A 23,358-nucleotide genomic window follows, 5' to 3' on the forward strand; every position below is an offset into this window, starting at 1 on the left:
CATCATCCCAGCGTCGGCATGGCAAAGGCCGCGTCGCTAGCCTGTTGTCTTTCCGGCCAACGCGCGGTGACCGTTTTCATCCGGGTGTAAAAGCGTACGCCATCCTGGCCATGCACATTGAGCGGGCCAAAAATGGAACGCTTCCAGCCGCCGAAACTGTGAAAGGCCATGGGTACCGGAATCGGGACGTTAACACCGACCATTCCCGCCTGAACCTCATCACAGAAACGGCGCGCGTAACCGCCGTCGCGGGTAAAGATGGCGGCACCATTACCATATTGATGGCGGTTAATCAGCGCGACTGCGCTGTGATAATCGGCGACACGCACCACAGAAAGCACCGGGCCAAAAATCTCTTCTTGGTAAATATCCATGTCGGCAGTCACCCTATCGAATAGCGTAGGACCGACGAAATACCCCTGCTCATGTCCGTTAAGACGCAGACGGCGACCGTCAACACGTAACATCGCCCCCTGCGCTTCACCGCTGTCGATATAGCCCAACACCTTACTGCGATGAGCGGCGGAGATAAGCGGCCCCATCTCATTTTCCGGCACCTGATCGAGTCCCGGCCCGACCCGCAGCGCGGCAATCCGGCTCTCCAGTCGGGCGCATAGCGCATCGGCCACCGACTCCCCCACCGCCAACACCACGGAAAGCGCCATACAACGCTCGCCCGCCGCACCGTACGCCGCCCCCATGATAGCGTTGACCGCCATATCCATATCCGCATCCGGCATCAGGATGCAGTGGTTTTTAGCCCCGCCAAGCGCCTGACAGCGTTTGCCGTGCGCGGAAGCGGTCTGATAAACGTATTGCGCCACGGGCGTCGAGCCGACAAAGCTCACCGCCTGAATGCGTGGATCTGACAGTAGAACGTCCACGGCTTCTTTATCGCCCTGCACAACATTAAACACGCCGTCCGGTAACCCGGCCTCTTGCAGCAGTTTCGCCAGCGCCAACGCGAGCGAAGGATCTTTTTCTGACGGCTTCAGCACAAAGGTGTTACCGGTCGCCAACGCGACAGGGAACATCCACATCGGCACCATTGCCGGAAAGTTAAACGGCGTGATCCCCGCGCACACCCCCAACGGCTGCATCAGCGAATAACTGTCAACGCCGCTGCCCACATTGGCAGAGTGTTCTCCCTTTTGCAGATGTGCGATCCCACAAGCGAATTCGACCACCTCTAAACCTCGGGTCAGCTCCCCCAGGGCATCAGAATACACCTTGCCATGCTCTTCACTGATCAGCCGCGCCAGGGCCTGCCTGTGCTGTTCAAGCAGCGCGCAAAAACGGAACATCACCCGCGCGCGTTTTAGCGGTGACTGCTGGGCCCAGGCGGGAAATGCGCGAGCGGCGGCGGCAATGGCCTGCTCCGTTTCCTGCGCCGTACTCATCACCACCTGGCGGATGGGTTCGCCGCTGGCCGGGTTAACGATGGTCTGTATGCGCTGGCCTGCTCCGGTGATACATTCGCCGTGAATAAAATTCGCTACCGTCTCCATCCTGCACCTCTCGCTGTTGGTCTGTGACTGTGACCCGGACACTGTACATGAAACAAATATTCCACTTTAAGACAAAATAAAATAAATGGCGATTATTGTGATCGAAGGTGTGTTTTTATGTTAATAACGCGTATCGCCATAGCCAGTTGCGCTAGGCCGCGAGTGCCGCGAGTGCCGCGGAATCACGTATGAAGTCGCGCTTTCATTTTGAGGCGTACGGAATGAGCGAGGTTTTAAAAAGGCGGTGTAGCGTTTAGAATCAGAGAACTATGTTATGGGGGGACTATGACGACAGCATCCAGCCTGAATGAGTTACAGCAACAAATCCGTAGCCGCTACGATAGCCTAAGCAAAAGGTTGCAACAGGTATCCCGCTACGTGCTGGATAATACCAACAGCGTGGCCTTCGATACGGTGGCCGTGATCGCTGAACGCGCCGGGGTGCCACCATCAACGCTGATCCGCTTTGCTAATGCCTTTGATTTCACTGGTTTTAACGAAATGAAACAGCTGTTTCGTATGAACCTGATGGAGGAAACCGCCAGCTACAGCGAGCGTGCACGCATGTTCCGCGAAATGGAAGGCCAAACCATACCGGAAACCCCGCTGGATATCCTGCAAGAATTCGCCCGCTCCAATGCGCAAGCGCTACAGCAATTAGCCGCCCGCGCCGAGCCGGAGAAGCTGCAACGCGCGGTAGAACTGTTGGCGGAGGCCGACACCATTTACATCGCCGGGTTGCGTCGTTCATTTAGTGTAGCCGCCTATCTAACCTACGCATTGAGCCATCTCGACTGCCGCCCGCTTCTCCTTGACGGCATGGGTGGGATGCTATGCGAGCAGATAAACCGCATCGGCACGCGCGATATCGTGGTATCCATCAGCTTCTCCCCCTACGCGGAGGAAACCGTGCTGATCAGCGAAACCGCCGCGAACGTCGGCGCACGGCAGATCGTCATTACGGACAGCCAGGTTAGCCCGCTCGCCACCTTTAGCGATCTCTGCTTTGTGGTGAAAGAGGCACAAGTGGATGCGTTTCGCTCCCAGTCCGCCACGTTGTGCCTGGTGCAGTCGCTGGTGGTGGCGCTGGCGTACCAGTTGGGTAACTCAATCCCCTCAGCGCCATGAGGTAGCCTGACGTTGTACTGCACACCAGGCTTGCGGCAGGCATTCCGGCTCCGCTTGGCCGCACGCCAAGCTATCGGCCGGGGCGGTAATGGGTAAGGGAGGCGCGGCGGCGGGTGCCTTGATCAACGCTGACGCCGCTCAAGGCGCGCATCACGCGCAAGAAAGCAACAAAAAAGCGCGGCTCATGCCGCGCTCTATGTAGTCACTGATACCGTCGCTTAATTCTGGGCCGGTTTCGCGTGCTGCTGCTCCAACTGGGCCAAGTCTTCGGCGATTTTCACCGTCTCATTCAGGTAAGGATCCGGCTCCTGATAATCCTTCGGAATATCATCCAGCGAACTGATCGGCTTCTTACCCGCCAACTTCAGGCGCGCGTTGATGCGCTGGAGGCGGATGGCATCGTCTTCTTTGTTCTCCTTCTCACGCTGCGCGTAGTTGAGAGAGACAATGTTGCGCCGTGCCTTCAGTGCCTTGTAGTGCGCGATATCCTGCGCGATATACTGGAACTCGGGATCCTTGGCGATACGTGCATCGTGCGACACCAACAGTTGCGGATCGAAACGCTGCACATCCCCAGCCTTGGTATACTCGGCCGCGCGAATGCTATCCCACGGCAGGGCGTTGTCTTCGAAGCTCTCGCCAGTATCCGCCGGGTCGACGCCAGTCGGCATCACTATATCCGGGGTGACCCCCTTACGCTGGGTGCTGCCGCCGTTGATACGGTAGAATTTCTGGATGGTGTACTGCACCGAGCCCAGATCCGGCCACTCTGGACGCAGCATCTGATCGTAGATGCGGTTCAGCGAGCGATACTGCTGCACCGTCCCCTTACCGAAGGTCGGTTCGCCGACGATCAAGGCGCGATCGTAATCCTGCATCGCGGCGGCGAAGATCTCCGAGGCGGAAGCACTGAAACGGTCAACCAATACCACCAGCGGTCCCTTGTAATACACTACCCCGTCGTTGTCGGCATCTTCACGTACCTTGCCGATGTTATCGCGCACTTGCACCACCGGCCCGCTCGGAATGAATAGCCCGGAGAGCGAGACTGCCTCGGTCAGCGCCCCACCGCCGTTACCCCGCAGATCGATGACGATGGCGCTAACATGCTGTTTCTCCAGTTTCTGCAACTGTACCTTCACGTCGTCCGTCAGACCGACGTAGAAACCGGGAATATCCAACACGCCGATCTTATGGCCGTCGACCGTCTTCACACTCATCTTCACCGCGCGATCTTCCAGGCGGATACGCTCGCGCGTCAGGGTGACGATGCGCGTCTTGGTACCTTTACCGGCCGGCAGGATCTCCAGACGAACCTTACTGCCCTTCGGCCCTTTGATCAGGGCGACCACATCATCCAGACGCCAGCCGATCACGTCGACCAGCGGTTTACCGGGTTGACCGACCGCCACGATGCGATCGCCGACCTTCAAGATCTTACTCTTGGCCGCCGGCCCACCGGCGACCATGGAGTTAATCTGGGTATAGTCGTCTTCCGTCTGCTGCAATACCGCGCCGATACCCTCCAGCGACAGACTCATGTCGGTGTTGAACTGTTCGGTATTGCGCGGCGACAGATAGCTGGTGTGCGGATCGATCTCGCGAGCGAAGGCATTCATAAACAGCTGGAAGACATCTTCGCTGTTGCTCTGCGTCAGGCGCTTGATGGCGAATTGGTAGCGTTTGGTCAGGATCTTTTGGATCTCCGGCCAATCTTTCCCCGCCAATTTCAGGTTTAGCGCATCATACTTCACCTTGGCGTACCAGAGCTTATCCAGCTCGGCCACACTGGTCGGCCAGGGGGCCTTACTGCGATCGATATCGATGGTGTCGTTACCGTCGAAACTCATCGGCTTCTTCAACAGACTCAGAGCGTATTCATAACGCTCCAAGCGACGCTGCTGCGACAAGTTAAACAAGGCATAGGCCGTATCCAGTTGACCGCTGCGCAGTTGATCGCCCAGCTTGCCTTCCTCATCGCGAAAACGTGCGATATCCGAGGCTAAAAACACGTTGTGATTGTAATCCAACATGTTGAGGTAGCGATTAAAGATCTTCTTCGAGAAGTCTGCGTTGAGATCAAACTGGCGGTAATGAGAGCGAGTAAAGCGAGCGGTAACCCGCTCGCTGACCGTTGCATGCTGAGGCTCTTGATGCAACTGAGGCAGCTGGACGGCGTCGTTGACCGCCTCGTCCGCTGCAAAAACGGTACCCGCAACCAGGGTTAGTGCAATTGCCGATACCCGGAAAAAATTGTTCATGCCAGGGTTGGCCTCCGTATCAGAACTGCAAGTGTTCTGTGCGTACAATCATTGCCAGACCGTTGGACAGCTGGACGCGGACACCGTCTTTGGTGATTTCGAGTACGGATGCCTCCATGGCATTTTTCCCAGCGCTTACCTTCACGGTTTGCCCCAGATGCAGCTGCTCCAGCGAGGTCACGGGCGTGGCACGCTGTTCCACGGCCTCATGCGCCACGCGCGGCTTGCGCTCTTGCGCACTCTTGGCGTTACGCGGCTTACGCGGCGTGTTGTTGCCCTGCTCGGCATCGCGACGCGCGGCTGGCTTCTTACCGGCCGGACGGGGACGACGCGCTTCGCGCTTTTCGCCCTGCTCAGCGGCCTCGCGCTTACGCGCTTCACGCTGCGCCTGGACGCGCGCTTTCGCTTCTTCCAGTTGCTGACGCGCATGTTCGACATGCTGTTCGTCCAGCACGCCACAGGCGTTGCCATCCAGATCGACACGCTCTGCACCCAGTTTTACCCCGTGCAGATAGCGCCAGCTGGATGTGTAAAGACGGAGTGCTGAACGTAGCTGAGTCTTGCTCAGGCCGTTTTCTTCCCCCTGCATACGCGCGACCAGATCCTGAAAGATGCCGATCTTCAGCGGGCGGGCTTCACCCTCGGCACTAAAGCACTGAGGGAAACGTTGAGCCAAAAAGGCGATGACTTCTTTACTACTGTTCAACTTTGGTTGATTTTCCATGAAATTTCCTGATTACAACGGGTTTGCCAACCAGCGATGGCATGAACAGGCGTCATTATAATGAGGCTACCGCCAAATGCCATGCCATCCGCACTACAACCTTACGCAAAAGTCACAAATTTTGCCCAGTCGCAATGCGCCAAGTGCTGGCAGAGCGCCGCCACCACGGCTTTCAGTCCCATTTCATCCTCGTCATCGAAACGCGCAAACTGTGTACTGTCGAGATCGAGCACCCCAATCGTGCGCCCCGCGACCACTAACGGCAACACGATCTCCGCGTTGCTCGCCGCGTCGCAGGCGATATGCCCGTCGAAAGCATGCACATCATCGACGCGCAGCACTTGACCGCTGGCACAGGCGCTGCCACAGACTCCACGCCCGAGAGGGATGCGGACACAGGCCAGCTTGCCTTGAAACGGCCCCAATACCAAGGTGTTTCCATCCACAAAATAGAAACCGGCCCAATTCACCGCCGGCAGACGCTCGAACAACAATGCACTGACATTGGCCAAGGTCGCGATAGTATTAAATTCGCCGCTGCACAGCGCGCTGAGATCGCGGGTCAGCTCGGCATAAAACGTGTGTTTACTCATGATCCTCTCTATCACAACGGGGGATGATTAAATGACGCAGCGAACCTTGCATAAAGTAAGCATTAAATGCGACAACACACAAGTGAAAAGCCGAATGGCTTCGTGTTAAGCGGTAACACAATGTATATTGATTCACGGTTCGCGTCACCGTTATATACCCGCTTCGCAGTCAACCAAGGGACGATAGATGCGCAGCTCGTTTCTCCGCCACCTCCATCTCGCGTCGGTATCCGGGCAATGAGTGCCCTCAAGCCACGCCCCGCTCCGGCGACGCCGCGGCGGCTACGCTGCCCGCAATGCGATGCGTTGTGCCATCTGCCGCCCATCGCCGCCGACCAGACGGCTTACTGCCCACGCTGTCAAGCGCGACTGTATGAGGGGCGGGACTGGTCATTGATCCGCCTCAGCGTCCTGGCACTCACCCTGTTGCTCTTACTGCCTTTAGCGCTGTTCGAACCGCTGCTACAGATCCGCCTGTTCGGTGTCAGTATCTCGACTAGCCTATGGCAAGGCATCGTGCAGATGGTCCGCCAGGGCGATTGGTTGACGGCCGCCATGGTGGCCTGGTGCGTCGTCGTCACCCCGCTGCTGCTCCCCGTGACAGTGCTGGCTCTGTACCTCGGCCAGCGCTGGCGCTGCAACCTGCGCCCCCTACTGCGCATGCTCAGCCGGGTGCGCGCGTGGATCATGCTGGACATCTATCTGGTGGGGCTGGCCGTCGCCTGCATTAAAGTACGCGAATACGCCACTATCGACGCCGGCCCGGCACTACTGGCCTACATCGCCGCCACTTTGCTGCTGTTACTGATGCTGATCCACCTCAACATGGAGCAACTGTGGCGACGCTGTTACCCCCAACCGCTCAGCCACGCGCCCGATGAGGCCCTACAACTGTGCGAGATCTGCCTGCACAGCGCACCGCCAGATGCCCAAGGCCGTTGCCAGCGTTGCCGCCACCCGCTGCACGCGCGCCAGCCCCATAGCCTGCAAAAAAGTTGGGCCGCTCTGCTGGCCGCCATGGTGATGCTACTGCCCGCCAACCTGTTGCCGATCTCTATCCTCTACGTCAATGGCACACGCATCGAGGACACCATCCTCTCCGGCATCGCCAGCCTGGCCCAGGGCGGTAACCTGCCGATCGCCGCCATCGTGTTTATCGCCAGCATCGTCGTTCCCTTGGTCAAGGTGGCGGTATTGCTATTCCTATTATTAGGGATTCAGTTTCGTCAGGTTCACAACCTGGTGGTTCGCATGCGCCTACTGCGGCTGGTCACCTGGATCGGCCGCTGGTCGATGCTGGATCTGTTTGTCATCGCGCTGATGATGTCGCTGATCGATCGCGATCAGCTACTCTCGTTTACCATGGGACCGGCGGCGCTCTACTTTGGCGCCGCGGTCTTGCTCACCATTCTGGCCGTGGAGTGGCTGGACAGTCGACTAATATGGGACACCTATGCAACCAACGACGCCAACGCGCGCGAATACGCAGAATAATGCCCTGATCCGCCATAAGCGCCGCCTCTCGCCTTTCTGGCTGCTGCCTTTTGTCGCGCTGCTGATCGCCGGCTGGATGGGCTATCACGCCCTCCAAACGCGCGGCGAGACGGTGGTTGTCCGCTTCCATTCCGCGCCCGGTTTGGTCGCCGGACGCACACCGGTGCGCTTGCAAGGTGTCGAGATCGGTACGGTAAGCAACGTCGCCGTGACCCCCGATCTACGCCACATCGAGGTCACACTCAACATCCAGCGTAGCATGCGACAGACCCTACGCCAGGGCAGCCAGTTCTGGCTGGTCACCCCGCAGCTCTCGCTAGCTGGCACCTCCGGGCTGGATGCATTAGTCGGCGGCAACTACATCGCCATGCTGCCGGGTGAGGGGCCGCCGCAGACACGCTTCACCGCCTTGACGGAGCCCCCGACGCTACGACCGAACGGCGACGAATTGTTACTGCAACTGTACGCCGCGGATCTCGGCTCCCTGAGCATCGGTTCTCCGCTCTATTACCGCAAGATCCCGGTGGGCCGGGTTTACAACTATGCCATCGCCGAGACGCAACAGGGAGTACGCCTCGATGTGCTTATTGAACCGCGCTTCGCCGCTCTGGTTAAGGAGAACAGTCGCTTCTGGAATGTCTCCGGTATCCGCGGCGATGTCAGCCTGTCGGGTATTTCGCTCCAGGTCGATGGGCTAACGGCCCTGGTCAACGGCGCCATCGCCTTCGACTCGCCCCCCCAGACGCCCACGGCGCGTGCCGGCAGCCGTTTTACCCTTTATCCCGATCTTGCCAGTAGCCAGCGCGGCGTCACGGTTCACCTGACGTTGCCGAGCGGCGACGGCCTGCAAGCCAATCGCACACCATTGCTCTACCAGGGGATCCAGGTCGGGCTACTTACGGCGCTCAACCTGACGGCGGATGGCCAGGTGGACGGGACGCTGGCCGTCGATCCCAGCATCGTCGATCTGCTACGCGAGCAGAGTCGCATCAGCCTCAGCGCGACACGTCTCAACCTCAGCCAGCTCAATCTGAGCCAATTGGTGAGCGGCAGTGTACTGGAACTGCACCCGGGCGCGGGAGCCGCACGCCGCGACTTCCGTGTGTTGCCCGCCGCTCAGGCTTTGAGTCAGGAGGCGGGAGCCCTGCACCTGACCCTCGACGCCGAGCAAAGCTATGGCATCGACGTCGGCCAACCGGTGCGCCTGAAAGGTATCCGCATCGGTCAGATCAGCGCACGCGAATTGCACGGCGACGGCGTACGCTTCACGGCGATCATCGCCGCGCCCTACCGTCACACCATCCACGGCGATAGCCGCTTCGTGGTCAACAGCCGTCTCGCCGTGCGCGTCGGTCTCGATGGGGTCGCCCTGACAGGCGCCGCGCCCCAAGAATGGCTGGACGGGGGAGTGACCCTATTGCCCGGCCGTCAAGGTGACGCGCGTAGCCACTACCCGCTGTACCGCGACGCCGAGGCGGCCGAAGACGGTATCCTCGGCGAGAAGCCGCCGACCACCCTCACCCTGCGCGCCGCCACCCTGCCCGACATTCAGCCCGGTTCGCCGTTGCTATACCGCAAGTTCCGCATCGGCGAGATCAGCGCGATCGAACCACGGCGCGACGGTTTTGATGTGGCTCTGTATATCCAGCCCGCCTATCGCCATCTGCTGGGAGCCGAGAGCGTCTTCTGGGCCGAGGGCGGGGCCAAGGTACAGCTCAACGGCGCGGGGCTGACAGTTCAAGCTGCGCCCTTGGCTCGCGCCCTCAAGGGCGCCGTCAGTCTCGATAACCTTAGCGGCGTACAGGTGCCGCGCGGGGCACCGCGGCCGCTCTACCCGAACGAAAGCGCCGCCCGCGCCGTTGGCGGACACATCACCCTCTCCACTTACGACGGCGCCCGTCTGGCACCCGGCATGCCGATCCGCTACCTCGGCCTCGACATCGGCCAACTGGCCTCCCTCGGCTTGAGCCGCGATCGGCGTCAGGTCTTGGCGCAGGCGGTACTCTACCCCGAATATGTCGACGCCTTCGCTCGCAGCGGCACCCGCTTCTCGTTGGTCACCCCCCGCATCTCGGCGGCTGGGGTCAATAATCTGGAAGCGCTGCTCCAACCCTATATCAACCTAGAGCCGGGCGGCGGCAAGGCGTCGCGTCACTTCGCGCTGCAAGACGCCACCCTGAGCGACGCACGCTATCTCGACGGGATCAACATGGTGGTGGATACACCGGATGCCGGCACGTTGCAGATCGGCACACCGGTCTTGTACCGCGGAATCGAGGTGGGCACCGTCACCGCACTAACACTCGGCAATCTGGGGGATCGGGTACAGGTGGCGCTGCGCATCGGGCGTGAATACCAACGCCTAGTGCGCAGCAATAGCGTCTTCTGGCAAGCGTCCGGCTACAGCCTGGCCTTTGGCCTGACGGGCGGCGTGGTGAAAAGCGGCACCTTCCAGCAATTTATCCGCGGCGGCATCGCCTTCGCCACCCCGCCGAGCACGCCGTTGGCGCCCTCGGCGGCGGCGGGAACGCACTTCTTGCTCCACGATACCCCACCGAGCGGGTGGCAAAATTGGGGAACCGCCATCCCGCTCCGCTGATGGCGTCGCCCCGCCGAATCGGCGGGGCGCGCTTAGGCCGGTAACCGGCGAATACGGGCGGGTAATCCCTGGCGCGCGGCAGCACCGACCACCCAGTCGAGTAACACCCCCGGACTCTGGCGCGTCGGATCGACTAAGCCCAGCTGGTTCAGGCTAACCCCAGCCAGCGAGATGGCTGGCTCCGGCTGCGATACCCCGTCGATAATGTGCGCCCGGGCGCCCAACTCCCAATGGCCATAGCCATGTTCGATGGCGATCACGCCCGGCATCGCGCTCTCCAACAGCATGGCACGCGCGCGCAACTGACCGCCAGGCGTGGTCACCTCGACCCAATCGCCGTTAGCGATCCCCCAGCGCGCGCCATCCTGCGGATGCAAGTAAAGCGGGTTATCGCGTTTCACGCTACACAGACGCGGCGACAACGCTGATAGTGCGCTGTGAATGTTGGACTTATAGCTGGTCAGCTCAAACGGCCACTGATCCTGCGGCCACCGCTCGCGCAGCGGCGTACCGTCGGCCAGGCGCGGAGCCATCCAGGTCGGGCAACCGCAATAGCGCTCACCCGTCATGCTGTTCCGTGCCGCCGCCAACTGCGCATTCCACACTGCGAATGGCCGACGATAGCGATGGGCCATCCACGCGCCCTGATAGCGGCGATCGGCGTCTTCAAAGCGGCCTCCGCGCGCCAGGACGCTGGCGACCGGCCCGATCTCCTGCGCCGGCAGCGTCGCCTGCAACGTCGGTAAGAGACGATCGACGCCACTCAGCGCCATGTCCTGCGCCGTCGCCGGTGCCACGGGGGTGTCCACAAAGGCCAGGTTGGCGACAGCGCGCAGGTAATACTGCTCACCGCTGTCGATCGCCAGCCACTCGCCTTGAGCATTCTGTTGCGCGCGCGGCCCGAAACCCGGCAACGATAACCGCTTAGCCAGATCGATCAGGAAATTCTCCAGACACAGCGGGCGGCCATCCGCCGTCTTGGCGGTCAGCGGCGTCACCGCCGGCCAGCGCGCCGTGGCGGCGCGCGTCGGCACCCCATGCCAGATCCCGGCGATCCCCCAGCTCTCATAGGTCACCGTATCCGGCACCAGGTAGTCGGCCAAGGCGGTCGTCTCGTTAAGGAAGGCATCCACCGCCACGATCAGCGGCAACTGCGCCGGATCACGCAACCGCGGCTCTAGCAGGGCGCGCAATCCTGGTACCCCATACAGCGGGTTCGCCAGATGATTGATCCACGCCTTCAGACGGTAGGGATAGCCATCCAGCGCCGCACTCAACTGCTCGGTCAACAACGGCGAGGAGAGCGGATACCAAGGTGCACGCGCCGGATAGGGCGACTGCCCCGCCGCTTTCTTCTCTCGGTACTCGCTGCTTTGTTCATAATGCGCCTTGCTGCGCGATAACATCAGGCCACGCGGTTTGACCTTACCGGGGAAGGCATCGAAGTTATAGCATGGCCCCTTGCCGAAGGCGGGATAGGCGGGCGGTTTCGCCATCATCCCGCCTTTCAGGTTGATATTCCCGATCATCACATTCAACATCAAGATGGCGTAAGCGGTGTAGAAACCGTTGGCATGCATGGTGCCGCCATGCGTGTCGACTGCCGCCCGGGTGCCGTGGGAGGTCAGTTGTCGTGCCAACGCGACGATCTCCGCCTCGGGGATACCACAAATCGCGCTGTATTGCGCCAGCGTCAGTTTCTGCGCCTCATCGCGCAGGCAGGTCAAGGCACTCTTGACCCGCAGCGGCCCTTGCGCCCCCGCCAGCTCGCAGTCGACCCACAGACGCGCTGGGGCGGCGGTGTCGGCATCGGCCAACGCCCCATCGGCGGCAGCCAACACCAACGCCCCAGTGGCTAACGCATCGGGCGACGCGCCGGCCAGATCCGCCCGCGTGAGAAACTGCCCGACACGCGGATGATCCGGCTGACAGATCACCAGATGCGTGGCGTTGCACCAGTGTGCCTGGCCGGCCTGCTGCATCGCCGCCTCGCTCGGTTGGCTGAGATAATCGGCGTTGTAACGTTGATGTTCGATGATCCAGCGGATCATCGCCAGTGCCAGCGCCGCATCGGTGCCCGGACGGATAGGTATCCAGCGGTTGTTGGCCCCCGCCGCCAGGCTGGTGCTCAATGGCTGCGACGGAGCGACCACCACATAACTGAAGCCGGGTTGGCTGCGGGCCGCCGCGAGCTGGCGCGCCTGACGTTTGAACGGATTACCGGATTGCGCCGGCGAGGTACCGATATACAGCACGAACTCGACCGCCTCCAGATCCGGTTTCATGTGGGCGTTTTTGTCCAGATCCTGCATCAACGCACCGGAACCGGCACGGAACGCGTAGCCGCAATACGAACCATGGTGACCGAAGTTGCGCGAACCGAAGCTGTTCAGCGCGAAACGCTTGGTGATGTGATCGCGCCCCTCGTCGCCGGCATTGGTCACCAACAGTTGATTGGCGCGCGGGCCAAACTCTGGATGCGCCGGATCCAGCGGCGTTTGCAGATCGCGCAGCGCACGCAGCCCCTCGACCGGCCCTTCGCCGAACAGATCGCCACCCTCACAGATCTCGTGCAGCAATTGTTCATAGCTAATGGTCTGCCACCGCCCCTCACCCCGCTTGCCGACCCGCTTCATCGGTTGTGTGATGCGATAGGGACTTTCTCGGATCTCCAGCAGGGCGTTGCCGCGCGCGCAGGCGGTTGAGCGTCCGGCCAGCCCCGCCTCGCCAGCCAACGAACGCCAGGCCTCCGCCAAGGGCGTCGCATAGGGCAATTGTTGCTGTTGAGACAACGGATGATACGGATTACCGGCGATACGCAAGATCCGTTCACTGTGATTATCGATACGCATGCGTATGCCGCACAGGGTCCAGCAGCCGAAACACATCCCGTTGGCAAGACGCTGTCGAGGATTGACCTGCAAGCGCCCATCGGCATCGATACGCATCTCCGGCTGCAAGGCATTGCCAAACTGGGCGCTCCGGGTCGCTTCACCCGCCGTCCCCTGACTGATCCCACGTACCATATGGCGCACCGTCGGGGCGTAGCCCGCCGCGAATACCGCGCCGCCACCAGCGGCCAAGCCGAGTTTCAATAGCTGTCGTCTACGTTTGTCCATGTTATCGCTCCGCCGCGTCGTCGCGCGTCTCTATCAATTCAGTCAATATCGCTGCCAAGCAGATCCACAGTCCCGCCATCGCCGCAATGCCGAGCCAGCCTTCACTGCCCGCCACTAAGGTGTAGGGGTAAATGCCGGCGTCATAACGCGCTACTCGCTGCACATCGATCAGCGTCAACCAACGCACGGCGGCGGCCGCGGCCAAAGACAAGATGACCAGCAACCAACGCCAACGTAACAGCCAGATCGCGGTCAGCAAGGTCAGGAGCAACAAGGCTAAGGCGGGCCAGGCCTGTAGGCGCATGAAGTGAAGACCGACCTGAGGCAACGGCCCCTGCGGCCAGTACAGCCAAAGAACTAACAGCAGCAGACTGCTTGCGGCGCTTAGCCACAGCGTCAGACGCAGCAACCGTCCATCCTCCGCCGCTAAGCGTTGCCCCAGCAACCCGACGATCAGCAGGCCGAGCCCTACGCTAGCCAACGGGGCGCTCGCCACCCACAGCCATGGCAGCATCCACTGATGCCACAGGGGACGCGCACTCACGACCCATACCTCGCTGCCGGTATACAGGGCGATGCTGGCACCCGAGAGCAGCGTCAGCAGAGTGCAGAAGCGCAATTGGGCCGCTGAACTCTGCCAACTCCCCAAGGCCAAGCGCCGCCAGAAGGCCGCGCCGCGCGCCGAGGTGGTCAACAACGCCGGACGCAGGCAGAGCCAGGCGGTCAGCACTGCCAATACTGAAAAGAGCGGCAGCAGCAACGCCCCGCGCGACATCCAAGAGCCGGGAGTCAGGTGAGCGAAGAAGTGCCAGGCACGCCCCGGTTGATGTAGGTCGGCGGTGAGCGCCAGCGGCCCGACGATGGCCGAGATCAACAGAACCAGCGCCAAAGCGCGCACAAGCGTGACACTGTAACGATCGCCAGCGCGCAGGGCGAGCCAGAGCAACAACGCCGCGCCATAGGCGCTGCCGATGTAGAAGAAGTACTGCACGGCCCAGGGCAACCAGGCAACCGCCTGGGGCGCAACCAAGATCTCGTTAATCATGGGTGTATCTCCTCATCGCCATACAGCGCAGGCTGGCCGCTGACCTGGCTGACGAACGCCTGATCCAGTCCCAGATAGAACACGCGCGGTTCGGTGTGTTGCTCCGGCTTCAATTGGTAAATCTCTCCCGCATGCGCGGCCAGCAGACGGCTGAGGGTACTCTGCGGATCGTGCAGATCGCCGATAATACGCGCCCCACCGACGCAAGAGTCGACGCAGGCTGGCAGCAACCCGGCCTCCAGACGATGGGCACAGAAGGTGCACTTATCCGCAGTTAAGGTTTCCTGATTGATAAATCGGGCATCGTAGGGACACGCTTGCACGCAATAGGCGCAACCGACACAACGCGTGTTATCGACCATCACGATGCCGTCTGCGCGTTGATAGGTGGCCTGTACCGGACAGACCGGCACACAAGGCGGCTCCTCGCAGTGATTGCACAGGCGCGGCAGGGTAAACATCTGGCTTACCCCATGGGCGGCGACGCCGCTCACCTCATACTGCTTGACCGTGGTACGAAACTGGCCGATGGGCGGCAGATTCTCCATGCAACAGGCCACGGTACAGGCCTGGCAGCCGACACACTTACGTAAGTCGATCAGCATCGCCCAGCGTTTACCCCGTGTACCGTGCGGCGCCGTGCTCTCCTGGTTCGATGTCGCACTCTGCGCCTGCCAGGGCAATAGCGCTAGACCGGCAGTCAGGCTGCCGATCCCCAGCAACAGTCGGCGCCGTTGCTGCTGTTCGTTATCCTGCTCACACATCACTCTCCTCCCGCGTCGATGACGTTGTCTGTAACCTCACAGATCCGCCTTTCTTGATTCGCTTATTGATTGGCGTGATTTATTATGTGCAGGAGAGAAAAGCCCTTCCTATTGTGGAAAACCACAATAGCGTGCGATTGCTGACTTATATCAAAATTAACCCTCTGGCAAAAAGACGACTCCGGCCTCCGATGACTGTGCTGTTACGCCTCTACTGGCTATTATTGTTCTTGGTTTGTCTGCCGCCCGCTCAGGCGACATCGCCGCAACCGGTCACGATCGGCGTACTGGCGACGCGTGGCACCCAGATGGCCAACAGCCAATGGCAACCGCTAATCGCCTGGCTCAATCAGCGCTTGCCTGCCTATCACTTCCAGCTTCAACCCTACGATATCAGCGCGTTGGATAGCGCCGTGCGCCAACGACGCCTCGACTTCGTCATCACCAATCCCGGTCAGGCGGTTACTCTGGGGCGTCATGCGCCGCTCTCTTGGCTCGCGACGCTCAGGAGCCCGCTGCGCGCCGGAAACAACAACGTCATCGGCTCCGCATTAATCGTGCGGCGTGATAGCCGCCTGCGTCACCTGGCTGATCTGCACGGCAAGCGCATCAGCGCCGTCTCCCCCCAGGCTTTTGGCGGGTATCAGACCCTACTGTATCGTCTGGCGCGCGACGGCTACGACTACCGCCACTTCTTTGGCCAGATCCGCTTTGCCGGCTTCCCGCTGGATGCCTTGATCTACCGTCTGCGCGACGCAGAAACCGATGCAATCATCGTCCCGGTCTGCCAGTTGGAAACCATGGCCAGCGAGGGCTTGATCGATGCCAAGGACTTTCGGGTGATCGACAATATCGCCCCAGCCGATTTCCAGTGTCAGAGCACGACCCTGCTCTACCCTAACTGGTCCTTCGCTCGCACCGAGCGCGCCAGCGCGACGCTGGCCAAGCAAGTGGCCGCCGCCCTACTGGCGCTGCCGGAGCATCACCCGGCGGCGCGCGCCGCCAACTCGCTGGGCTGGAGTGCGCCGGAGAGTAGCTACAGTATCGAGCAGTTTTACCGCCAGTTGGAGGAGACCCTCCCGGCCAGCCTCACGCTACACGCCTTACGCTGGCTGCAAGCGAACCAAGCCTGGCTATGGGGGGCCTTAAGCCTGCTGTTGCTGTTGACGCTGTATCATCTGTGGCTGGAGTGGCGCTTTCAGCGAACCCAGCGCCGCCTGCTCGATGCCGAAGCCGATCTGAACCGCAAACGCCTAGCGCTGGAGCATGCCCAGCGCGTCGCCATTGTCGGTGAGCTGGGCACCAGCCTGGCGCATGAGCTCAACCAGCCGCTGGAGGCAATCAAAAACTATGCCGACGGCTGCCTGCATCGCGCCCATCGCCAAGCGGAGATCAGCACGCTGATCCCTGCGCTGGGACAAATCAGCCAGCAGGTCACCCGCGCCGACGCCATCGTCAAGCGCCTGCGCCGCCTGATCCGCCGCGCCCCGCAGCCTAACGTCGTACTGGCGCCGCACAGCGTGATGGACGATACGCTGACGCTGCTGGCGCATGAGTTACGCCGTCACGCCATCGTCTTAACCTGTCACGTAGAGGGCGTCGCACGCAGCGACCGCTACGACGCCATCGGTCTGCAACAGTTGCTGCTTAACTTATTGAAAAATGCCATCGAGGCAGTAGCGAGCCAACCCGAACCACGCCATATCACGCTGGTTCAGCGCTACCTGGCACAGGCCTACCAAGTCACCATCGCCGACAATGGCCCCGGCCTGCCTCAAGACGGCCAGAGCGTGCAGCAGGCTTTCTTTACCACCAAACCCGATGGTCTCGGGCTTGGCCTCTCCATCTGCCAACAGGTCACCGAGGCACTCGCCGGCACCTTGACGCTCGCGAACCGCCCCGAGGGCGGTTGCCTGGTGACGCTGACGCTACCCTATCCCAATCAGGAGGTGACATGACTATTCCACCGCTGATCTATATCGTCGATGACGATGCCTCGGTGCGCGACTCGCTCGGTTTTATCCTGGAAGGATATGGCATGGCGGTCAACGCCTTCGCCGACGGCGAGCGCTTCCTGGCCGCAGTGGATACCAGCCAACCCGGCTGCGTCATTTTGGATCTGCGTATGCCGGGTCTCTCTGGGATGCAGGTGCAGCAAGCCCTGTTAGCCCGCGAGAGTGTGCTCGGCGTCATCTTTCTTAGCGGACACGGCGATGTTCCCCAGGCTGTCGAAGCGTTGCAGCGTGGCGCCTGCCATTTCCTGGAGAAACCGATAGACAGTGGCAGCTTACTGGCCGCCATCGAAGCCGCCTGGCAGGTGTCGCGCCAACGCCTACGCGAGCGCCGCCATCGTCAACGTTTAGCCCGACTGACAGCGCGCGAACGGCAGACCTTTGATCTGCTCTGCCAAGGACTCAAGAATCAGGCCGTCGCCGAACGGCTACATATTTCGCTGCGCACGGTGGAGGTGCACCGCGCCAACATCAGCCGCAAGCTGGAAAGCGCCTCTCTGCTCGCCTTCCTCAGTCAATGCGATGCGACGCAGACAGCGCGGGACGAGGATGAACCGCACGTAGAGTAAATCGACAATCAATGTTGCATATGCCATTTACAGGGTGTATATATTGCATATGCCATTTAGGAGCCCACATGCCCAGACCCAAGATCCCACGTCGCATCTGTAGTCATCCGCAACACCGTTGCTTCAAGCCCAACGGCATCCCCTTGCCGCAGCTCGAACAGGTACTGCTGGCGCGCGACGAATTTGAGGCCCTGCGCCTGGTCGATCGTGAGGGATTGCAACAGCAGCAGGCCGCCGCCGAAATGGGCGTGTCGCGCCAGACGCTGGCCAACATTCTCAAACGGGCACGATTTAAATTGTTGGACTGCCTCAGCAATGGCAAGGCACTGATGATTGATGAGTCATAAGGAAGGTTCACCATGTTAACCGCAATACCGATGCACGGCGCGCGCATCGCCGGTCACCTGGCCCGTGCGCCACAATTGGCATTTTTCAACACCAATGGCGAGGAGGTCGCTCGCTACGCGAATCCCGCCGCCAGCGAACAATGCTCAGGCAAGAAACAGCTGTTGGCGCTGCTGCGCCAAGGGCAAATCCGCCGCCTAGTAGTGCGTAATGTCGGCCAGCACATGGCCCAACGCCTGCTCGCGCTGGGGATAGAAATCCGTCTGGCGCACGGCGGTGAATGGCAGGCGGCGTATTGCCAGGAGGAATGCGATCTGGCCCGGCTCAGCGACGCGAGCCAGGCGCGGCCACCGCGCAAACCGCACCACACCGCGCACAGCTGTGGGTGTGGTGGCACCGCACAAGTCACCACGGCGGCGACGCGCTTATCACCGCGTCAAGGTGGTGTACCGCACATTATCCGCTGTCGCCAAGGGTAAGCTCCCCCTGACGCGCGGGCCCCGCGCTCAGGCGGCCCGATACGTGCCGCCAATTCCTCGGCGCCTTATGCACACCTGGTAACACTACTTCTCCGTTACTAGGCAACGACGCGGCGAAGGCCATACGCTATCCTTAAATCAGTGCGGCCTGACGCCGCTCTTTCGCCATCCGAGGTTCACTATGCAACGCTACTCATTTATCGCACTGGCACTCCTGAGCTGCGCCTCCCTTAGCCCCGTCTATGCCACGGCAGACAACAGCATCACACGTCACGCACTGCAATTCGCCAAGGGACAATCGGCGACCAGCGTTCACGGTAGTATCAAGGGGAATGAGGTCATCGACTACACCTTGATCGCCGCGCAGGGACAACAGATGGATGTCACTCTCAAGGGGGGAAACGCCACCTATTTCAATCTGTTAGCCCCAGGTAGCCACGCCGAGGCCTTGTTTAATGGCGCTATCGCGGGTGATCGCTTCCAAGGGGCCTTGCCGGCCAAGGGGCAATATACGGTGCGCCTCTATCAGATGGGGGCCGCTAAAGACACCACCACAGCCCATCCCTTCACCTTGGTGATCAGCATTAAGGGCGACGCGGCCCGCGATGCCACACCGCCTCACAGCGCCAGCGGTACCCTGCCCTGCGCCCAACATAGCGGCCAACCGATGGGACAATGCCCGTTTCGCGTCATGCGTCAGGCTAACGGTGATGCGACCCTCACCCTCACCTTGCCGGATCAACGTCAGCGCACGCTGTTTTTCTCTCACGGCAAGCCATTGAGCGCCGACCTCAGTCAGGCCGATGGTGATATGCGCTTTACCTGGCAGCAACAAGACGATCTGTTACTCATCCGTTGCGGTCAGGAGCGCTATGAGATCCCCAGCGCCGCCATCACCGGCGACTAAATGGGTGCATGGCGGCCCGCCGCCTACCGCCGCTGCCTCATCGGCGGCGGCTTCCTCGTAATGCCGGACGCAAACCGATCTCGGCGTCAGTGGCCTGATTTCTCTGGACTCACTTCGCCCGTGGCCACCTTGGCCCGCGACGGCGTAGGTGGGAACAACAGCGCCGTATAGCGCGCCGATATCGCGGCGCTATGCTTGCCATCGCTGCCGTAATAGCGATCCTCCCAGCACAGACGCGCGCGCGTATCGCAAAAAATACCGTTCGCAAAGGTGAACGCCGTATGATCGAACGCCCCCGGTGAGAATACCCGCTGTGCCGCACGCAACCCCAAATAACGCACCGTCAAGGAGCGCGAAACGCCCTTGGCATCGGCGCAGAAGTAACGATCGCACAGGACCCCCGCTTGCGGCGAGCGTAACGCCGCGTTAGCGTCCCCCTGGGCCTGCGTCAGCGCCGCTAGGCTCCAGCTAACGCCGAGCAATAACATGCGTCTCAGCGGAAAGGCAATATCATTCACCTTAATCTTCATCATCATGACTCCGCTTATAGGGGTAACATGCGCACGCCGGCGCACGTTTAAAGATAGCGTTGGATAAAGGTTTCTAAGGGGATGGGGCGACTATAACGATAACCCTGCAAATACAACACATCATGCGCCTTCAGATAGGCTTCTTGCTGCGCCGTCTCGACCCCTTCGGCGATGATCTTCAGGTGTAGGCTCCCCGCCAGCTCGATAACGTTGTTCACAATATGGCTGGAGATTTCATCCAGGCCGATCATCTGAATAAAACTCTTATCGATCTTAATATAATCGACGTGAAACTTTTGCAGATAGGAATAGGTCGAATAGCCGGTACCAAAATCATCGAGGGCGAACGTTACCCCCAGTCCTTTCAATCGCTCAAAGTTCGCTTTCACCTCGCGCTTCGCGGCAATCTCATCACGCTCAACCAACTCCAGCGTTAATTCTAGCTGGTGTCCAGCGAAGGCCTCTAAGAACTGTTCACAGTCTGCCACGATACTCCGATGTTGAAGATACTTTTGGCTAATATTAAAACCGATATGCACCGGCTGTGACAATCTGCCACGTAATGCCTCCCGGGTATCCAGGATCAATTGTCGGGTCATCGGTACGATCAGGCCGGAGTCCTCCGCTGACGGGATAAATTGATTCGGCGGAATAATACCGATCCCTGGTCGGTTCCAACGAATTAAAATCTCGCCACCGGTGACACTATTGGTTTGCAGGTCGATGATCGGCTGAATATAGGGAACAAACTCGTTATTCCTGAGGCCATTGCGGATCAACTCGGTAATCGATAACGGTCGATTCAAACGCAAAAAGACCCCCAGCATCGCCACTACCGCCAGCAACAGACTTAAATAGATCCCCAGCATATAGTTTTCAGTCAGATTGGCGAGAATGGTGTGCTTAGTAAGAATATAAATGATCGTATAACCGTAGTCAGAGGTGATCGCATGGTATCCCTCCGGAATCCGTTGAAATCTGGGTGTCACACGCCCATCTGCCGATAAAATCTCACCGCCAACCGCAAAGTAAACGCTCGGGAAGGTATTAATAACGCGCAGAGTATTGGCGATAAAATATCCATCAACCCCGACCAACACAGCCCCTTGCGCGAGCTTATCGTTATAAAATAACACGGGGAGCGAGGGGGTCGCCTCATCCCCTGCCAAGAGATACAAACCACTCACTTTCTCTATTTTTTCACGATCGATCCCCGATACCTCTTTATATAATGAGGTGCAATACCCACCATTCTTCGAAAATAACTCGATAGAGCGAACATTCGGCGTCAAAGTCACTTGATGGATCAAGGCATTGATTGCCCGCTCAGAACATGCATGCCCCAGTAAATGGCTAGTGGATTGCGCAGCGTTCTTCGCATGGTCGAGAATGCCATCGATATGTTGCCGGGCAAAATTAACCTTAAGAGTCGTATCCTTATATAAGGATTTAATCGAAAAAATAAGCAAGCAAAGGGTTAAGATAACCAATACACTGACGCCGGAGGCAAACGCAACGAGTAATTTTTTAGTGATAATCTTCTTTATCCCTTCCTGACTCATATCGCCCTCGACCTGATCCACTCATTGCCTGTGTATGATGAAACCGTGGCGAACATTCCGCACCGCGTTACCCTAGACGATTATAGCAAACACACATTAATCGCCCTGCTCAGGTCACCTTAGCGCTCTTTCTGTACAAACCATCTCATTCATTGCACGATGACTCATCCCTGCACATGGCAATCACGCCGACCGATAGCCCCCATCCCACCCACGGGGATCGGTACACCCGCTGCGCATGCTCGCCGCCACGCCACTGGCAAAACGCCACACATGCACTACGATTAATAGGCAAGGCGATCCACGCCTGCATAATGCCAACTTTTAGCGCACGGCTCTCCACAAGAGCCATTCCCCTAGACCTGATACAGGAATGGTGTCAGGTCTTTTTTTATCCATTAAAAATCAATAGATTAAATATGACTCATCCGCCTGAACCCTCCTCGTTGGCACCTTATCCTACACCAGCCCTGACTTCGCTAACATCTTGATCACAGAAGAATATTCCGAAAAAATCCCCTTAAGTGGTCATCGTTGATTTGGCCAGGTATCGCCCCTCAGCAACACCGCCCGCTAACGCCCTCTTGAGCATGATGAGCAGAAGAAGACGCGGCGTAGCCCTCCTTTCTCCCTCCTGAGTAGCGGTTTATTTGTCACCCGATGAAACTACCTCTCTACTCGATCTGGGCTACTCCAACGCGTTGTCGTGTGTTGTCGTGTGTTGTCGTGTGTTGTCGTGTGTTGTCGTGTGTTGTCGAGCATTACCCCACTGTTGTCGGTTGTGACAGGGGCGTGGTCTAGGGTGATTTATTGCTGGCAGAGGGCGCCATCCGTCAGCCTGAGTTAGAAGGCTGAAACAACACGATAGCGAATGGGTTCAACAAACAATCAAACAGATAGCCTTAGAGCCTATCCCAGTAGGCGTGTATTGTTGCAACTGGTTGGAACACGGACAGCGCAGCACAACCGGAGCGTACACACCGTACGTGAGGCGGGTGAGCACTACCCAGGGCCAACATGGCAAATAAAATAGCTTAATGGGATAGGCTGTTAGTGAAATCAGACCTACTCAAACCACCGATTCATCCGCTTCACCGCCTGCTGGACAATGTGGTTGCGGCGCGCCAGTAGCTTGTCGATGCGCTGGCGTTTCTCCTCGGCGCTGAGGCGGCCACTAGCTTGTCGATGCGCTGGCGTTTCATCTCGGCGCAGAGGCGGCCAGCAGCGACCTCCTCTCCATGTGGTTAAACTCAGCAACGCTGCAATGACAGACTCATCAAACCCGACTATCCACGAACCCCGCAACCGAAAAGACATTACAGTATGCTGATCCATTGATAATTTTAACCTTTTGCTTGGACATGGGTTGCCGATGCTGAAACGGTTGTAGCGCACAGAGGCACCAATCATCTAAAAATTCAATTTATTCAATAAGGTCTAGGGTAAGCATAGATCTCAATTCGTTGCAAAACGCTCATCATCAACAAGCGCATTCTTTCATCGCACCAAGCGGGAGCGTATACCACCGGAAAATCTGCATCAGGACGGACATTATCTACTCTCGTTCTGATATCATCAGCCATTGTATGCGGAGTACCCAATGGGTACCCAAAACCTGACAGACGGTAGTAACCTACCAGAGAGGTTTTCTTAATCACAGACGCTCAAGCAGGCACTGGCGTCCCATGCGCGATTAGTTACTCTCCTAGCAAAGCGATA

18 protein-coding genes are annotated in these 23,358 nt (G+C 59.4%); 8 read left to right on the plus strand and 10 right to left on the minus strand.

The annotated features are described in order from the left end of the window. Positions 1-2: 2 nt before the first annotated feature. Positions 3-1,508 (minus strand): CoA-acylating methylmalonate-semialdehyde dehydrogenase, encoded by a 1,506-nt coding sequence (locus tag EHO01S_RS00250; protein WP_024522067.1) that lies wholly within the window; start codon positions 1,506-1,508, stop codon positions 3-5. 285 nt (positions 1,509-1,793) lie between these two features. Here EHO01S_RS00250 and EHO01S_RS00255 point away from each other — a divergent pair, with 285 nt between their 5' ends. Then, the gene (locus EHO01S_RS00255; protein ID WP_024522068.1) at positions 1,794-2,636 is read left to right on the plus strand and encodes a MurR/RpiR family transcriptional regulator; all 843 of its coding nucleotides are present in this window, start codon (positions 1,794-1,796) and stop codon (positions 2,634-2,636) included. 218 nt (positions 2,637-2,854) lie between these two features. On the opposite strand, the gene prc is transcribed toward EHO01S_RS00255, so the two are convergent. From prc to EHO01S_RS00275, 3 genes are all read right to left on the minus strand, one after another. Next, the gene (gene prc, locus EHO01S_RS00265) at positions 2,855-4,897 is read right to left on the minus strand and encodes a carboxy terminal-processing peptidase (RefSeq protein ID WP_024522069.1); all 2,043 of its coding nucleotides are present in this window, start codon (positions 4,895-4,897) and stop codon (positions 2,855-2,857) included. 19 nt (positions 4,898-4,916) lie between these two features. Beyond that, on the minus strand, positions 4,917-5,621 hold the full coding sequence (proQ, locus tag EHO01S_RS00270) for an RNA chaperone ProQ (RefSeq protein WP_024522070.1): 705 nt from the start codon (positions 5,619-5,621) through the stop codon (positions 4,917-4,919). 101 nt (positions 5,622-5,722) lie between these two features. Next, positions 5,723-6,214 carry a free L-methionine (R)-S-oxide reductase MsrC gene (locus EHO01S_RS00275; protein ID WP_024522071.1) on the minus strand — a complete coding sequence of 164 codons (492 nt, stop codon included), beginning with the start codon at positions 6,212-6,214 and terminating at the stop codon, positions 5,723-5,725. Between the two features lie 237 nt (positions 6,215-6,451). Between EHO01S_RS00275 and yebS the strand changes: the two genes are divergently transcribed. Together yebS and EHO01S_RS00285 are read left to right on the plus strand one after the other, a co-directional pair. After that, positions 6,452-7,708, plus strand: coding sequence for a membrane integrity lipid transport subunit YebS (yebS, locus tag EHO01S_RS00280; protein WP_024522072.1), 1,257 nt, complete (start codon positions 6,452-6,454; stop codon positions 7,706-7,708). Next, on the plus strand, positions 7,668-10,307 hold the full coding sequence (locus tag EHO01S_RS00285; protein WP_024522073.1) for a PqiB family protein: 2,640 nt from the start codon (positions 7,668-7,670) through the stop codon (positions 10,305-10,307). The genes yebS and EHO01S_RS00285 overlap by 41 nt, the downstream gene beginning before the upstream one ends. Before the next feature lie 32 nt (positions 10,308-10,339). On the opposite strand, the gene EHO01S_RS00290 is transcribed toward EHO01S_RS00285, so the two are convergent. From EHO01S_RS00290 to dsrO, 3 genes are read right to left on the minus strand one after another with little or no spacing between them, the layout of a single operon-like run. Beyond that, positions 10,340-13,426 (minus strand): tetrathionate reductase subunit A, encoded by a 3,087-nt coding sequence (locus tag EHO01S_RS00290; RefSeq protein ID WP_024522074.1) that lies wholly within the window; start codon positions 13,424-13,426, stop codon positions 10,340-10,342. A 1-nt stretch (position 13,427) separates the two neighbouring features. Beyond that, positions 13,428-14,471: an NrfD/PsrC family molybdoenzyme membrane anchor subunit gene (nrfD, locus tag EHO01S_RS00295; RefSeq protein ID WP_024522075.1), complete on the minus strand. Its 1,044-nt coding sequence runs from the start codon at positions 14,469-14,471 to the stop codon at positions 13,428-13,430. After that, a complete protein-coding gene (gene dsrO, locus EHO01S_RS00300) occupies positions 14,468-15,235 on the minus strand; it encodes a sulfate reduction electron transfer complex DsrMKJOP subunit DsrO (protein ID WP_024522076.1) in 768 nt (255 codons plus the stop codon). The genes nrfD and dsrO overlap by 4 nt, the downstream gene beginning before the upstream one ends. Before the next feature lie 191 nt (positions 15,236-15,426). On the opposite strand from dsrO, the gene EHO01S_RS00305 reads away from it, so the two are divergent. The 5 genes from EHO01S_RS00305 (at position 15,427) to EHO01S_RS00325 (ending at position 19,547) form a co-directional block, all read left to right on the plus strand. Then, positions 15,427-17,193 (plus strand): sensor histidine kinase, encoded by a 1,767-nt coding sequence (locus tag EHO01S_RS00305; protein WP_024522077.1) that lies wholly within the window; start codon positions 15,427-15,429, stop codon positions 17,191-17,193. Beyond that, on the plus strand, positions 17,190-17,816 hold the full coding sequence (locus EHO01S_RS00310) for a response regulator transcription factor (RefSeq protein ID WP_024522078.1): 627 nt from the start codon (positions 17,190-17,192) through the stop codon (positions 17,814-17,816). The genes EHO01S_RS00305 and EHO01S_RS00310 overlap by 4 nt, the downstream gene beginning before the upstream one ends. A 68-nt stretch (positions 17,817-17,884) precedes the next feature. Further along, complete coding sequence (locus EHO01S_RS00315; RefSeq protein WP_024522079.1) at positions 17,885-18,163, plus strand: DUF134 domain-containing protein; 279 nt, start codon at positions 17,885-17,887, stop codon at positions 18,161-18,163. Positions 18,164-18,175: 12 nt separating this feature from the next. Then, entirely contained in the window at positions 18,176-18,640 is a 465-nt protein-coding gene (locus EHO01S_RS00320) for a NifB/NifX family molybdenum-iron cluster-binding protein (protein WP_024522080.1), read from the plus strand. A 181-nt stretch (positions 18,641-18,821) separates the two neighbouring features. After that, positions 18,822-19,547, plus strand: coding sequence for a hypothetical protein (locus EHO01S_RS00325; protein WP_024522081.1), 726 nt, complete (start codon positions 18,822-18,824; stop codon positions 19,545-19,547). A gap of 86 nt (positions 19,548-19,633) precedes the next feature. Here EHO01S_RS00325 and EHO01S_RS17285 read toward each other — a convergent pair whose 3' ends face one another. From EHO01S_RS17285 to EHO01S_RS19445, 3 genes are all read right to left on the minus strand, one after another. Next, positions 19,634-20,080: a YcgJ family protein gene (locus EHO01S_RS17285; RefSeq protein WP_369400379.1), complete on the minus strand. Its 447-nt coding sequence runs from the start codon at positions 20,078-20,080 to the stop codon at positions 19,634-19,636. Positions 20,081-20,124: 44 nt separating this feature from the next. Then, a complete protein-coding gene (locus tag EHO01S_RS00335) occupies positions 20,125-21,639 on the minus strand; it encodes an EAL domain-containing protein (protein WP_024522083.1) in 1,515 nt (504 codons plus the stop codon). Positions 21,640-23,066: 1,427 nt separating this feature from the next. After that, the gene (locus tag EHO01S_RS19445) at positions 23,067-23,297 is read right to left on the minus strand and encodes an Abi family protein (RefSeq protein ID WP_115314490.1); all 231 of its coding nucleotides are present in this window, start codon (positions 23,295-23,297) and stop codon (positions 23,067-23,069) included. Positions 23,298-23,358 lie beyond the last annotated feature (61 nt).

Origin of the sequence: Edwardsiella hoshinae NBRC 105699 = ATCC 33379 (genome assembly GCF_000474215.1) — a bacterium.
GTDB classification, from domain to species: domain Bacteria; phylum Pseudomonadota; class Gammaproteobacteria; order Enterobacterales; family Enterobacteriaceae; genus Edwardsiella; species Edwardsiella hoshinae.

What these genes read in the sequence shown, in the direction of transcription:
- EHO01S_RS00290 (WP_024522074.1), bottom strand. Translation starts at nt 13,426, where the DNA reads ATGGACAAACGTAGACGACAGCTATTGAAACTCGGCTTGGCCGCTGGT.
- prc (WP_024522069.1), bottom strand. Translation starts at nt 4,897, where the DNA reads ATGAACAATTTTTTCCGGGTATCGGCAATTGCACTAACCCTGGTTGCG.
- EHO01S_RS00320 (WP_024522080.1), top strand. Translation starts at nt 18,176, where the DNA reads ATGTTAACCGCAATACCGATGCACGGCGCGCGCATCGCCGGTCACCTG.
- EHO01S_RS00255 (WP_024522068.1), top strand. Translation starts at nt 1,794, where the DNA reads ATGACGACAGCATCCAGCCTGAATGAGTTACAGCAACAAATCCGTAGC.
- EHO01S_RS00285 (WP_024522073.1), top strand. Translation starts at nt 7,668, where the DNA reads ATGCAACCAACGACGCCAACGCGCGCGAATACGCAGAATAATGCCCTG.
- EHO01S_RS00275 (WP_024522071.1), bottom strand. Translation starts at nt 6,214, where the DNA reads ATGAGTAAACACACGTTTTATGCCGAGCTGACCCGCGATCTCAGCGCG.
- EHO01S_RS00250 (WP_024522067.1), bottom strand. Translation starts at nt 1,508, where the DNA reads ATGGAGACGGTAGCGAATTTTATTCACGGCGAATGTATCACCGGAGCA.
- proQ (WP_024522070.1), bottom strand. Translation starts at nt 5,621, where the DNA reads ATGGAAAATCAACCAAAGTTGAACAGTAGTAAAGAAGTCATCGCCTTT.
- EHO01S_RS00305 (WP_024522077.1), top strand. Translation starts at nt 15,427, where the DNA reads ATGACTGTGCTGTTACGCCTCTACTGGCTATTATTGTTCTTGGTTTGT.
- EHO01S_RS00310 (WP_024522078.1), top strand. Translation starts at nt 17,190, where the DNA reads ATGACTATTCCACCGCTGATCTATATCGTCGATGACGATGCCTCGGTG.
- EHO01S_RS00335 (WP_024522083.1), bottom strand. Translation starts at nt 21,639, where the DNA reads ATGAGTCAGGAAGGGATAAAGAAGATTATCACTAAAAAATTACTCGTT.
- dsrO (WP_024522076.1), bottom strand. Translation starts at nt 15,235, where the DNA reads ATGTGTGAGCAGGATAACGAACAGCAGCAACGGCGCCGACTGTTGCTG.
- nrfD (WP_024522075.1), bottom strand. Translation starts at nt 14,471, where the DNA reads ATGATTAACGAGATCTTGGTTGCGCCCCAGGCGGTTGCCTGGTTGCCC.
- EHO01S_RS00315 (WP_024522079.1), top strand. Translation starts at nt 17,885, where the DNA reads ATGCCCAGACCCAAGATCCCACGTCGCATCTGTAGTCATCCGCAACAC.
- EHO01S_RS00325 (WP_024522081.1), top strand. Translation starts at nt 18,822, where the DNA reads ATGCAACGCTACTCATTTATCGCACTGGCACTCCTGAGCTGCGCCTCC.
- EHO01S_RS17285 (WP_369400379.1), bottom strand. Translation starts at nt 20,080, where the DNA reads ATGATGAAGATTAAGGTGAATGATATTGCCTTTCCGCTGAGACGCATG.
- yebS (WP_024522072.1), top strand. Translation starts at nt 6,452, where the DNA reads ATGAGTGCCCTCAAGCCACGCCCCGCTCCGGCGACGCCGCGGCGGCTA.